The organism is Streptomyces sp. NPDC048718 (assembly GCF_043198875.1).
In the GTDB taxonomy this organism is placed as follows: Bacteria; Actinomycetota; Actinomycetes; order Streptomycetales; family Streptomycetaceae; genus Streptomyces.
Map to the genome: position 1 here is coordinate 104,234 of NZ_JBICVG010000015.1, position 12,459 is coordinate 116,692.

Sequence of the window (12,459 nt, forward strand, 5' to 3'; positions counted from 1 at the left end):
GGGGAGCGGGGGCGGCACGGCATGCCCCGCTCCCCGCCAGGCCGGTGCCGGCACCGGTGAAGGCGCGAAGGAAGCGGCCCTACTGCTCGGCGAGGACGATGACGGAGTCCTCCGGGCCGAGGACGAGCGGCGCGTTCTTCGGCGGGTTGAGGAAGACGCCGAACCGGGGCGCTTCGTCGCTGTGGCGGGCCAGCCGGTAGCCGAGCGCGGTCTCGCCGGTGCGCCGGGCCGCCTCGACGACCGTGGCGAAGGTGGCCTCCGCGCCGAGGTCCACGTAATTGCACGCCGGCTTGAGGTAGATCTCCGAGCCCTCCGGGTCGAAGAGGTCGGAGAACACGTCGATCAGGGCATGGTTCTCGGTGAGCTGGGTCAGGATGAGACTGATCACCTTGGTGCTGACGATGAAGTCGTCGGCCTTGGTCACCTGCGCCACCTCACGGTTGGCGTCGTCGTTCATCTCCGTGACGATCGAGTACGGGCTGTCCAGCGCGCCCTCGATGTCCCGCAGATGGAGCAGGGTGACAAGGGTCCGGTCATCGGCCGGGCCGGGAGCGACGGAGTCGTCCGAGAGGACCACGATGTGTTCGTATCCCCCCAGATCCAGGGCCTCCAGCGAGGAACGCCGGGTCGGGACACAGGACTTGTAGCTCAGGGACAGATTGGTGACGGGCCGTCGCAGGGCGGCCTCAGGGCGCTGCGGGGCCGCGATATCCAGGGTGGAGCCGGGCTGGACGAAGCTGTCGAGCAGCGAAACCAGTTTCGCCGTACGGGAGTTCTCCCCGATGAGCAGGGTGCGGTCGAGGGCGGGCGGTTGGGCGGGCGCCGAGGTGATCGCGGCCTCGACGATCGCGGGGCGGCGGGTGGCCGGCCGGATCAGCAGATCGTCCTCCGCGAGCACGAGGATCCGGTCGCCGGCGTGGATCTCGGTGTCCATGGGGGGATTGAGCAGGATCGCACCGTCGCGCCGCTGCAGCCCGGACGCCATCCCGGCCTCGTACGCGTGCAGTGCCTCGCCGTACGTCGAGCCCACCAGACGCGGCTCCTCGCGGAGGTAGAACTCGTTGCCGACGAAGCTGAGGAGTTCGTTGAAGACCTCGGACAGTCCGGTCTGCCGGTGCGCCTGAGCTATGAGGCGTACGGCGATGTCCTCGGCGTCGATGACCAGCGCGCCTTCCCCGGCGGCGAGCCGGGCCGCGGCGAGATTCTCCGAGTCGTGCACGGCGGCCACGATGTGGGGCCGAGTCCCTTGCCAGGTGCGGCTGTTCAGCAGCAACAGCACCTTGATGACCGCGACGTCGCGGTCGTGTCCGGTGGACGGCAGCACCATCATGGACTTCGCGGTGTCGGGGCTGACCAGTTCCAGGTCCTGGCGCACCAGGGGATTGCCGGAGCGGCAGATCACCCGGGTCTTGCCCGTGTCGGGGATCCGGGCCCGGATCGCGTCCTCCATCGAGACCTTGTCGCGGTCCGCGAGGATCACCACACACGAGCGCCGTTCACTCTGGTTGGCCTCGACGAGTTCGGCGATCACGGTGAAGATCTGGTCCGACCAGCCGAGGACGACCGTGTGGCCCCGCTCGATCAACCGTGAGCGTCCCTTGCGCAGTTCCTGGATCTTCTCGTTGAGGCCGGTCGTCAGCACACCGATGAGGGCGCTGACGATGAAGATGCCGCCGATGGTCACGGCCAGCATGAGACCGAGGAACACCGGACCGCCGGTGTCCCCGCCCATGGTGCCGGGGTCGAGTGTGCGCAGCAGGCTCATCCAGGCCACGCCGTACCAGCCGCCGTTCTCCTCGGCGTCGGTGTTCGTGAACAGGACCACCAGGGTGGAGGCGAGAGCTATCAGGACCAGTGAGGCCAGGGCCAGCCAGGTGATCAGGGCGGGTGTGCCCCGGTCCATGGTGCCGTCGAACCAATACCGGACACGGGTCCGCAGTCTTCCGCGCGTCACCGATGTCTCCCCCTGTGCCTGTCGTTCGCCGTGCCGCGCACGGCGCGGGCCGCCCCCGAGGGGTCGGCCCGATCGCGTGATCATTCTTTCACTTCGCGGGGCGGGGCCCCGCCGTCAATCCAGCGGTCAGTCACGGGCCTTGGCGCGCTCCAAGGCGGTCACACCCACCGCGGCGAGGGCGATCTGGATGATCCACTCGATCCAGTCGATGCCCCGGGTGTCGGCGACGCCCAGGACCTTCGCGACGGCCGTGCCGACGAACGCGGCCACGATGCCGACGGCGATGGTCCACAGCACACCGATCCGTTGCCGGCCCGGCAGGACCAGCCGCCCGAGCGTTCCGATGACGATGCCGATCACGATCGCGCTGATGATTCCGGAGATCTCCATCCCCTGATCCCTTCCCCTTCACGGCCCTTGGCAAGCCACTTGCTTCTACAGTCCCGTAGAACGTAACACTGCCGGGTCGCATCCCGACCGCGTTACGGAAAGGGGGACTTGAGGCGGAAGGGCCCCGGATCGTGTGCCCGTCCGGCGGGGTGTGGCGGCAGGCCGGCGGCCGGGCGGCACCACGACGAGCCCGGCGCCGCCCGTCGAGACCCTCCGTCCCCGTCAGGGGCGCAGGGGCGCAGGGTCGCAGGGTCGCCGGGTCGCTCGCCGGGCGGCGCCGGAGCGGCGGGGCGGTCTCCGGCGCCGCGTCGGGGACCGGGATGTCGCCCGAAGGCATGGCCTGGGCGAGCGCGGGCAGGCGGATCGGGAGAGGCTGGAGCGGTCCTGCTCCATGCCCCTGATCCCTGAACCCCCTACCCCCTACCCGTACTTCCGGAGGAAGCCATGACCCAGCCCCCCATCCCCGACCCGATGCCCTCGCCCGCGCCGCCCCCGGGACCCCCGCCCATGCCGCCACCCAACCCGGTTCCGTCGCCCCCCGGCCCCATGCCGGTGCCCGAACCCGAGCCGCAGCCCCAGCCGGGGCCCGCCGGACGGTGACGGAGGGCCGCCTGGCCCGAATGTGGCGGAAGGGTCGGGAGATCCGGTCTGAACCCCTTGTCACGTACGGTTGCCTGCCCCTACCGTGGGCGACTGCCGAAGCGTTCAAGGGGGGCTCATGGCCGTACGCGGGACACGCGGGAAGCACCGCCGTCAGCAGCCGAGCCGGATCAACCGCGCCTCGCTCACCGTCACCGCCGGCGGCGCCGGCATGGCCCTGCCGCTGATCGGAGCCGGCACGGCGCAGGCCGCCTCGCTGGACGTCTGGGAGAAGCTCGCCGCCTGCGAGTCCACCTCCCACTGGCAGATCAACACCGGCAACGGCTACTTCGGCGGACTCCAGTTCAGCCAGTCCACCTGGGAGCGGTACGGCGGAACGCGTTTCGCGCCCCGCGCCGACCTCGCCTCCAAGGACCAGCAGATCGCCGTCGCCGAGCGTGCCCTGGAGAGCCAGGGACCTGGCGCCTGGCCCGCCTGCGGGCCGCGCGCGGGACTCCAGCGGGGCGACGCCGAGCCCGGATCCACGGGCGGCGCCGGCACGCAGACCGAGCGCACCCGGCCACTGACGGCGAAGGGGGCGCTGCCCGCGCAGCGCACCCGGACGCCCACTGTCACGCCCGCCACGGCGCCCGCGAGCCCGACCACCGTGCCGACCGTCCGGAAGATGTACACAGTCGAGGCCGGGGACTCCCTGTCGCAGATCGCGCGCGAGAAGGCCGTCCGGGGCGGCTGGCCGAGGCTGTACGAGGCCAACCGCGAGGTCGTCGGCGACGACCCCGATCTGATAGTCCCCGGCCAGCGGCTCACCCTGCGGATGACCGCGCCCGCGGCGCCCGCCAAGCCGCAGACGAAGCCGCACTCGCGGCCGGAGGCCAAGCCGAAGCCCCAGGCCAAGCCCAAGCCGCCCCCCGCCACGCCCGCGACGAAGCCCGCCTCGAAGCCGGTCACCCACGCCCCGGCCAAGCCGCCCCACAAGCCGGCGCCCCACAAGCCGGCGGCGCACAAGCCGGCGGCCCACAAACCGGCGGCGCACAAGCCCGCCGCCCACAAGCCCGCGCCGGTCACCCGCCACTTCACCTCGCCGGTCGCCGACACGGACATCGGCACCCGCTACCGGACCCCGGGTTCGTCCTGGTCCAGCGGCTACCACACCGGGATCGACTTCCCCGTCCCCACCGGCACCTCCGTGCGGGCCGTGGCCGAGGGCCGGGTCGTCTCGGCGGGCTGGGGCGGCGCCTACGGCTACCAGGTCGTCATCCGTCACGGAGACGGCCGCTACAGCCAGTACGCGCACCTGTCCGCTCTCGCCGTCCGCGAGGGCCAGCGGGTCGGCACCGGCCAGCGGATCGGACGCTCAGGAGCGACCGGCAACGTGTCGGGACCGCATCTTCACTTCGAGATGCGTACGGGTCCCGGGTACGGGTCGGACATCGACCCGCTCGCGTACCTGCGCGCCCGGGGCGTCTCCATCTGACCCCCGGGACGAGTCCGGCAGGGCCGGGGGCTCCGGCTCTGCCGGGGTCCCGCGCCGGTCCGACGTCTCGCGCGTGTCCGGCACCCCGTGCCCGCCCGCGTTCCCCTGCCCTTCTCTCCGCCCGAGCAGCCGCCCGCCGGGCCCCTCCGCCGGCTCCGGTGCGTCCGACGCCTCCGGCGAGCCTTGTGTGTCCTGTGTGTCCAGGGCCACCGCCCCGGTGCCCAGCCGCTCCACGGTGAGCAGGACCAGTCCGCCCGCCGTCACCGCGCCGCAGGCCAGGGCCGCGACCCCGCCGGCCGCCCCGTACCGGAACGACTCCCCGAACAGGGTCAGCCCGACGGTCGCCGCGATCACCGGGTTCACCACGGTCACCATGGCCAGCGGCGCGGCGAGCCCGGCGCCCCGGTACGCGGCCTGGGACAGCAGCAGCCCCGTCACCGCCAGCGCGGACAGCACCAGCAGACTCGCCCACTCGGCGAGCGGCGCGGCGAAGTGGAAGTCCATCGCCACCGTCTTCGTGAAGACCGAGGCGATACCGAAGGCCACGCCCGCCGCGGCGGCCAGGACCATGCCGCGCAGCGCGGGGCGCCGCACCAGATGCGCGAGGGTGAACAGCGCCGCCACCGCGCCGAACGTGACGAGGGCGAGGAGCCGCCGCTCGTCGCTCGCCAGCGGCTGCTCCGCCGTGCCCCCGGCGAGACTCAGCAGCCCGGCCAGACCCACCGTCGCCATCAGCGCGCCCCGCCAGGCCGTCCGGCCCGCCCGGCGGCCCACGAACAGCGCCGCCAGCGGCAGCGCGAAGACGATCGTCAGCGCGCCCATCGGCTGGACCAGACTCAGCGGCCCGAACGCCAGGGCCGCCACGTGTAGGGCCGCGCCCACTGCGTTGAGCAGGACCGCGCCCCACCACGCCGGGCGGCGCAGCGGCGCGTAACGGGGAACGGCGGCCGAGGCCGCCACCCGCTCCTGCACGATCGCCGCGGCCGCGTAGGCGACCGCGGAGACCAGCGCGAGGAGTACGGACAGCGCGAGGGAACTCATACCTCCACGATCCCGCTTCCGGACGTTCGCGTCGTCGTCCCTGGGAACCCGATCCGTCGTACCGCGAATGGAGTACGAGGCGGCCCCGTACACCTTGCGGCGTAGCCCGCGCAGGTGACGGCCGGAAGCACGGGAACCGGCCCGCCGCCACTCCGAAGCGGATACCCCCGGTCGAAGAACCCGAAATTTCCCGCTCCGGGCCGCCCGGGCCGCGACCGATGGCAGGATGCACCGGTGGACCCCCAGACGGAACCCGACGGCAGCGGCGACAACCGGCCCGGCCCCTCCCAGTCCCGCGACGACAGCCGGCCCAGCCATCCCCGCGACGGCGGTGACCGCGGCGACGCGAGCGCCGCGCGGGTGGGCGGCTTCTTCGTGCTGCGGACCGCCCCGCCGCCAGGGCCCGACCCCACCGGCACGGGTACCACCGAAACGGGCACCACTGGCGCCGGTGCCGACGCCCCTCACCGAGGCGGGCACCGCCCGCTCGTCGAGCTGTACACGGGCCGCGACGACTCCCCGCTCACCGCCCGTGTCGACCGGGTCGCCGCCGGACTCGGCGCGCGCGAGCGCCGCGTCGCCGCCTCGGCGGCCCATCTGGGCCTCGCCGCCCGGCTCTGGTCCACCACCCTCGGCCCGGCCGCCCTGCACGGCCGCTTCCCCGATCTCACGCCCGCCACCCTCCACTGGGACGGCACCCTCGGCGCGCCCGACGACCTGTGGTGGTCCGGCACGGCCACCCGCCCCGCCACCGTCGACGCGCTGCGCGCCGCCGTCCACGAGGCCCACCTCGTCCCGCTGTACGCGGCCTTCGTCCGGGACGGCCGGATCTCCCCGCGACTGTTGTGGGGCAACGCCGGCTCCGCGCTCGCCGGCGCGCTGCGCGAACTCGTGCGCTGGGCCCGCGCCCACCACCGCCCCGAGGCCGCCGCCCGCGCGGTCACGCTCGTCCAGGGCCTGCTCGATCACCCCGACCTGGCCGGCACCGTCCGCGGCCCCGCCCTGCGCCGTACCACCTGCTGCCTCTACTACCGCTGCCCGGCCGGAGGCCTGTGCGGCGACTGTGTGTTCGACCACCCACCCCGTATGGGTTTGGAGCGGCGGCCCCCGGCTCCGTAAAGTTGCCTCTTCGAGGCCCTGAAACACGCCGTCGACCAGTGACTTACCGGTGACCACCGGTGACGGTGGACGGTGACCAGCGGCGACGAGCGACGACGGTACGAGCGATCGAGGACGGCCAAGGCCATGACGGTGACTGAAGAAATCCAGGAGTACGGGCCGGGCATCGACCCCGAGCGCCTGGCCGTCTGCCTGGCGGTGCTCGACGAGCTGGACAAGCTGGAGGTCGACCACCCCGACGCGGTCGCCGTCCGCCGGGCCACCGCCGGCATCTACCGGACCGTGAAGCAGCGCCGCCGCCAGGAGCGCCGGGCCGCCAAGACCGCCCACGACAAGGCCGTCACCGAGGCCACCGCCACCGGCTCCGCGCAGCGCATCGACGACGAGACCGAGGGCATCCTGCCCTCCTCGGTCACCGAGGAGGGCAGGATCGCGGGCATACTCCAGCGCCCCCGCTCCTGCTACACCTGCAAGACGCGGTACGTCGAGGTCGACTACTTCTACCACCAGCTCTGCCCGGAGTGCGCCGGCCTGAACCGGGGCAAGCGCGACGCCCGCGCCGACCTCACCGGCAAGCGCGCGCTGCTCACCGGCGGCCGGGCCAAGATCGGCATGTACATCGCGCTGCGGCTGCTGCGCGACGGCGCCCACACCACCGTCACCACCCGCTTCCCCAAGGACGCCATCCGCCGCTTCAAGGCGATGGAGGACTCCGCGGACTGGCTGCACCGTCTGGAGGTCGTCGGCATCGACCTGCGCGACCCGGCCCAGGCAGTCGCCCTCGCCGACCAGGTCTCCGAGGCCGGCCCGCTGGACATCCTGGTGAACAACGCGACGCAGACCGTGCGCCGGCTGCCCTCCGCGTACGCCGCGCTCGTCGAGGGCGAGACCGCCCCGCTGCCGGCCGGCGAGCTGCCCGCCCACCACGTCATCGGCGCCTTCAACTCCGGCGCGGTCGACGGCCTCGCCGCGCTGCCCGTCGGCGTCAGCGGGCTCGACGCCCAGAAGGTCGCCGACCTCGCCCTGGTCGCCGGCAACGCCAGCGTCGCCCGGCACCTCGACGGCACCGCCATCGACGCGGGCGGCCTGGTGCCGGACGTCGTCGAGAGCAACACCTGGGTCCAGACCATCGAGCAGATCTCCCCGGTGGAGCTGCTGGAGACCCAGCTCTGCAACTACACCTCGCCCTTCATCCTGATCAGCAAGCTGCGCCCGGCGATGGCCCGGGCCGCGGCGCTGGCCGCGAGCAAGCGCGCGTACGTTGTCAACGTCTCCGCCATGGAGGGCGTCTTCGGCCGCGGCTACAAGGGCGCCGGGCACCCGAACACCAACGCCGCCAAGGCCGCCATGAACATGGTGACGCGGACCAGCGCCCAGGAGATGTTCGACACCGACGGCATCCTCATGACCTCGGTCGACACCGGCTGGATCACCGACGAGCGCCCCCACTTCGACAAGCTGCGGCTCGCGGAGGAGGGTTTCCACGCCCCGCTCGACCTGGTCGACGGCGCGGCCCGGGTCTACGACCCGATCGTGCTCGGCGAGCACGGCGAGGACGTGTACGGCGTCTTCCTGAAGGACTACGCGCCGGGCAAGTGGTAAACGGGTGACAGGGGCGGGGTACGGATATTGAGCCGAGTTCACTCGAACGCGTCACACTTTCGTGCCCCATAGAGCGCAGGCGCGCTCATTTGGTTAATCTGGTGTACACGGCCGGGCGACAGAGGTTTCACCGAACCTCCCCATCCCGGCCGGGGACTGGCCTGCCACCGAAGGGCCGCGGTCCCGCCCGCAGAACGGCGCCACCGCGACCGGACGGCCCCTGTCCCCCTGATACGCGACACGAAGGAGTGCGCGGTGACACCGGAATCGACCACGCAGGAGAAGCAGCGCCCCGCTGAGCCGATCGGCACGATCGAGCCGACCCGCCGTCGGCCCGGAGAGCTGGGCAACCTCGAAGTCTGGGCCCGCTCGGCCCCGATCCGGCTCGCCGGATACGAGGACGACCTGGCGGAGCCGCACATCCTGCCCGGCATCGACTGAACCGAACCGCAAGCAGCGCTTCGCCGCGTGCCCCCGGCCACGTCTCCCGGCCGGGGGCACCGGTGCGTCCAGGGGCGGGAATCCAGGGGTGCCCCACGGCCCCGGTGCGTCTGGACGAGGGATTCCAGAGTTGCCCCACGAGTCCGGGGCGGCGGGTCCGGGGCGACTTCGGGGAGGTACGCGGCGGGCGGCCCGGGCGGCGTCGGCGTCGGCCGCGGTCACGGGGTACGGTCGGCCGGCTCGCGCAGCCGTACCGGCGGCAGATACTCCCGCACCAGCGTGCGGTGCCACCACGCCCCCGTCTCCCGCAACTCGCGCCAGGTGGTGAACCGGTAGCGGTAGAGCAGCGCCCGCACCCGGGCCGGCGGCGCGTCCGGGAACGGGTTGTGGCGCAACAGCCGCAGGGTGTCCCGGTCCCCGGCGAGCAGGCGCTCCACGAACGGCCCGAACCAGTCTTCGGCGTAACCGGGGGAGAGTGCCGCGAACCACATCAGCCAGTCGAGCCGCAGATGGTACGGCGCGAACTGGCGCGGCAGCCGCCGCGGATCGCCCGGTTTGCCGCGGAAGCCGTACTCCCGCCACACCGTGTCCGGACCCGGCGCCGGATCGTCGGTGCCCTCGATCACGATCTCGTCCCGGACCCGGCTGACACTGCCGAACGCGCCGTAAGTGTTGACCAGGTGCAGCGGATCGAAGGAGCGGTTCATCGCCTGCCGCCGCGAGAGCAGATTGCGCACCGGGTGGCGGCTCTGGACGAGGATCAGCGCCGTGGCGGCGCACACCACGGCCACGTACCAGAGCGGGGCGCCGGGCCGGGGGTGATCCTGGCCGCCGGGCAGCAGCGAGCCGTCCATCGCGGACAGCCCGAGCAGGATGGTGAGCCAGTTCAGCCAGGCGAAGTTGCCCGAGAGCACCAGCCACAGCTGGGTCGCCACCATCAGGCCCGCCGCGATCGTCGCCACCGGCTGCGGTGTGAACAGCAGCACCGGGATGCCGAGCTGGACGACGTGGTTGGCGGCGCACTCGGCCTTGTGCAGCGGCTTCGGCAGCCGGTGGAAGAACCAGCTCAGCGGGCCGGGCATCGGCTGGGTCTCGTGATGGTGGTAGAGGCAGGTCAGGTTCCGCCAGCACGGATCGCCGCGGATCTTGATCAGCCCGGCGCCGAACTCCACCCGGAACAGCAGCCAGCGCAGCAGGAACAGCACGAGCACCGGCGGCCCGGTGTCGGCGTTGCCGAGCAGGACGACGAGGAAACCCGTCTCCAGGAGCAGGGACTCCCAGCCGAAGGAGTACCAGGTCTGCCCCACGTTCACGATCGACAGATACAGCGCCCACAGCAGCAGCCACAGCAGCATCGACACGGGCAGTGGCACCGCGTCCCCGGCGCCCGCCACCAGCGCGAGGGCGAGCCCGGCGCCGCCCCAGGCGACGCCCGCGAACAGCCGGTCGGAGTAGCGCCACTGGAAGAGGCTCGGCGCGCGACGGGCCGGGACCCGGCGTACGTAGGCGGGTACGGGCAGCATGCCGCGCTCGCCGATGAGCGCCCGGAACTGGAGGGCCGCCGACACGAAGGCGACCACGTACAGCGCGGCGAGCCCGCGCTGGAAGACGATCCGGCTCAACCAGTAGTCGGGTGCGGTGAACCACTGCATCGGTTCAAGTTCCGGTTCGGGATCCGATTCCCGATCCGGCACGGGAGCCGGCTCGGGATCCGGCGCGGGCCGGGACCGGGCCGGTCAGCGCGTGCCCGTGGTGCCTCCGCCGGGGTACTTCGCGCCGGCGGCGGCGTCGGTCCCGTCGTTCGCGGTCCGCTCGCCCTCCGCCTGTGACGGGGTGGTACGGGTCGGCATCGGGTGCCGCTCCCGCTTCTGTGCCGCGTCCATGTCCTCGTCGAGGCGTTCGCCCTCGGCCTGCGAGGGGCTGGTGTACTCGTCGTACTGACTCATGGCCGCCTCCTCGGAGCGTGCGGATGAGTACACAAGGAGCGTAACCCCGCCGCCCCGACCGGACGCCCCGGCGGACCCGCCGGCCGGCTCCCGCCCGGAGCGTCGAGGGGCCCGGGCGCATGGGGCCCCGCACCGGATGGGCGCGCCCGGATTGCGGCCGCCCCGGCGCTGCGGCAGACAGGAGGGAACGATCCGGGCCGAACCAGCGGGAGACCCAGTGCGCGACGCATCCAGACGACGGCTCTCACGCCCCGGCACGCCGCCGTCCGGCACCCGGCCCAGCCGGCCCCGCGTCCCGGACGGCCCTCCGCTCGACACCGTGCCCGGCACACCGCCGGGCGGCGGGGCGGTGAGAGCGGCGGGCGGACCGCTCGGTGGGTCGGTCGGCGGATCGGCGGGATCACCGGTGGGCGGACCGGCCACGGGACCGGCCATGGGACCGGCCACGGGGTCGGCCTTGGGACCGGCGGGTACGGGGTACGGTGGCGCGCCCGGCGGCCGGGCGGCCGTGCGCACCGGGGTCTGGGCGGTCGCCGCGCTGGCCCCCGCCCTGCTGATCACGGGCTGCTCCCGGGACACCGCGGCCGGGCCCGGCGCCCAGCGGAGTGCCGCCACCGCCGCCCGTGAGGTGCTGCTCGAACCGGCCGACGCCCAGGGGCCCACGCCGTTCGGCCCGTCCACCGTGCAGGAGGGCGCCCCCGCCCCACCGGACGGCGCCCCCGCGGCGGGCCCCGCCGGATCGGCGCCCGGCAGCGCCACCGGCACGGCCCCGGCCGGCCGCGCGCTCACCGGTGCCACTCCCGGCCTCTACGGCGGCACCCGCTCCACCGCCAGCTGCAACGTCGAACAGCAGGTCGCCCAGCTCACCGGCGAACCCGTCCGGGCCCGTGCCTTCGCCGAGGCCGCCGGGATCCCCGAGGCCCGGCTCGCCGACTGGCTGCGCGGCCTCACCCCCGTCCTGCTGCGCGCCGACGCCCGGGTCACCAGCCATGGCCTCAAGGACGGCCGCGCCACGCCCTTCCAGTCCATCCTCCAGACGGGTACCGCCGTCCTCGTGGACGAGTACGCGACCCCGCGCGTCCGCTGCGCCGGCGGAAACCCGCTGCGCTCCCCGGCCCCCGCGCCCGGCGTCCCGCACAAGGGCCGGCCGTGGCCGGGCTACCGCCCCGACCGGGTCGTCGCGATCACCCCGACCAGCGCCGTCGTACGCAGCCTGATCCTGGCGGACAGCGCCGGCAACACCTGGATCGAACGGCCCACCGGCAGCGGCGGCGAGGCGGACCGCAGCCCGGACACGCCCCCCTCGTGCGACCCGGCCGGCTGCGACCTCCTCGACGCGCCGCCCGCGCCCCCGCCGGACTCGGGAGGTTCGCCGGTGTCCCCGGCGAACCCCGCCGATTCCACGTCCGGGGCGGGGCCCACCGGCCCGACCGGGCCCACCGGGTCCACCGGTTCCTCCGTCCCCGGGCCTCCGCCCGCTCCGGAGGGGCCCGGGACATCCGACGGGGCCGCGTCCGACGTACCGATGCCGGACGTCCCGATGCCCGACGGGCCGGGCGCGGAGGGCGCGGAGGCGGGGGCCGGAGCCGGATCCGGTCTGCCCGGCGTACCCGATGGACCCGCGCTGCCGGACGGCGCGGCACCCGGCGGGATGGACAGCCCGGATGTACGCGTCGCCCCCGGTGGGCCCGGCCTTCCGGACGGCCCGGGCGCGCCCGACGGCCCCGAGGCCCAAGGGGGTTCGCCCGCCCCCGACGGACCGACGTCCCCCGAGCACACGTCCCCCGCCGACGACACGGTGTGGCAGCCCGAGGCCGGATCCGATCCCGCGTCCGCCCCCGCCCCCGATCGCGGGTGAGCCCCAAGCGTGGCGGTACGGACACGGGTACGGG

Annotated in this window: 10 protein-coding genes; 5 read left to right on the forward strand and 5 right to left on the reverse strand. The window is 73.8% G+C overall.

The window, feature by feature from the left end:
• Positions 1-79: 79 nt before the first annotated feature.
• Together ACGFRB_RS26000 and ACGFRB_RS26005 are read right to left on the reverse strand one after the other, a co-directional pair.
• Complete coding sequence (locus ACGFRB_RS26000) at positions 80-1,954, reverse strand: potassium transporter TrkA (protein WP_393246428.1); 1,875 nt, start codon at positions 1,952-1,954, stop codon at positions 80-82.
• 126 nt (positions 1,955-2,080) lie between these two features.
• Positions 2,081-2,344 carry a GlsB/YeaQ/YmgE family stress response membrane protein gene (locus ACGFRB_RS26005; protein ID WP_363010203.1) on the reverse strand — a complete coding sequence of 88 codons (264 nt, stop codon included), beginning with the start codon at positions 2,342-2,344 and terminating at the stop codon, positions 2,081-2,083.
• A gap of 718 nt (positions 2,345-3,062) precedes the next feature.
• Here ACGFRB_RS26005 and ACGFRB_RS26010 point away from each other — a divergent pair.
• The gene (locus ACGFRB_RS26010) at positions 3,063-4,418 is read left to right on the forward strand and encodes a transglycosylase family protein (RefSeq protein ID WP_393246430.1); all 1,356 of its coding nucleotides are present in this window, start codon (positions 3,063-3,065) and stop codon (positions 4,416-4,418) included.
• On the opposite strand, the gene ACGFRB_RS26015 is transcribed toward ACGFRB_RS26010, so the two are convergent.
• Positions 4,299-5,459, reverse strand: coding sequence for a DMT family transporter (locus ACGFRB_RS26015; protein WP_393246432.1), 1,161 nt, complete (start codon positions 5,457-5,459; stop codon positions 4,299-4,301). The two genes, ACGFRB_RS26010 and ACGFRB_RS26015, sit on opposite strands and share 120 nt — an antisense overlap.
• A gap of 360 nt (positions 5,460-5,819) precedes the next feature.
• On the opposite strand from ACGFRB_RS26015, the gene ACGFRB_RS26020 reads away from it, so the two are divergent.
• The 3 genes from ACGFRB_RS26020 (at position 5,820) to ACGFRB_RS26030 (ending at position 8,621) form a co-directional block, all read left to right on the forward strand.
• A complete protein-coding gene (locus tag ACGFRB_RS26020; protein WP_393246567.1) occupies positions 5,820-6,578 on the forward strand; it encodes a (2Fe-2S)-binding protein in 759 nt (252 codons plus the stop codon).
• Between the two features lie 126 nt (positions 6,579-6,704).
• On the forward strand, positions 6,705-8,180 hold the full coding sequence (locus ACGFRB_RS26025) for an SDR family NAD(P)-dependent oxidoreductase (RefSeq protein ID WP_393246434.1): 1,476 nt from the start codon (positions 6,705-6,707) through the stop codon (positions 8,178-8,180).
• Between the two features lie 255 nt (positions 8,181-8,435).
• Positions 8,436-8,621 (forward strand): hypothetical protein, encoded by a 186-nt coding sequence (locus ACGFRB_RS26030; RefSeq protein WP_393246436.1) that lies wholly within the window; start codon positions 8,436-8,438, stop codon positions 8,619-8,621.
• 218 nt (positions 8,622-8,839) lie between these two features.
• Here ACGFRB_RS26030 and ACGFRB_RS26035 read toward each other — a convergent pair whose 3' ends face one another.
• Both ACGFRB_RS26035 and ACGFRB_RS26040 read right to left on the reverse strand, forming a co-directional pair.
• Positions 8,840-10,273, reverse strand: a complete 1,434-nt coding sequence (locus tag ACGFRB_RS26035) for a lipase maturation factor family protein (RefSeq protein ID WP_393246438.1) — start codon at positions 10,271-10,273, stop codon at positions 8,840-8,842.
• Positions 10,274-10,357: 84 nt separating this feature from the next.
• Positions 10,358-10,567, reverse strand: a complete 210-nt coding sequence (locus ACGFRB_RS26040) for a hypothetical protein (RefSeq protein ID WP_393246440.1) — start codon at positions 10,565-10,567, stop codon at positions 10,358-10,360.
• Positions 10,568-11,000: 433 nt separating this feature from the next.
• Here ACGFRB_RS26040 and ACGFRB_RS26045 point away from each other — a divergent pair, with 433 nt between their 5' ends.
• Positions 11,001-12,425 (forward strand): DUF6777 domain-containing protein, encoded by a 1,425-nt coding sequence (locus tag ACGFRB_RS26045; protein WP_393246442.1) that lies wholly within the window; start codon positions 11,001-11,003, stop codon positions 12,423-12,425.
• The last annotated feature ends 34 nt before the right edge of the window (positions 12,426-12,459 follow it).

Coding starts and splice junctions, on each gene's coding strand:
- ACGFRB_RS26040 (WP_393246440.1), bottom strand. CDS start 10,567: ATGAGTCAGTACGACGAGTACACCAGCCCCTCGCAGGCCGAGGGCGAA.
- ACGFRB_RS26025 (WP_393246434.1), top strand. CDS start 6,705: ATGACGGTGACTGAAGAAATCCAGGAGTACGGGCCGGGCATCGACCCC.
- ACGFRB_RS26045 (WP_393246442.1), top strand. CDS start 11,001: ATGGGACCGGCCACGGGGTCGGCCTTGGGACCGGCGGGTACGGGGTAC.
- ACGFRB_RS26015 (WP_393246432.1), bottom strand. CDS start 5,459: ATGAGTTCCCTCGCGCTGTCCGTACTCCTCGCGCTGGTCTCCGCGGTC.
- ACGFRB_RS26010 (WP_393246430.1), top strand. CDS start 3,063: ATGGCCGTACGCGGGACACGCGGGAAGCACCGCCGTCAGCAGCCGAGC.
- ACGFRB_RS26035 (WP_393246438.1), bottom strand. CDS start 10,273: ATGCAGTGGTTCACCGCACCCGACTACTGGTTGAGCCGGATCGTCTTC.
- ACGFRB_RS26005 (WP_363010203.1), bottom strand. CDS start 2,344: ATGGAGATCTCCGGAATCATCAGCGCGATCGTGATCGGCATCGTCATC.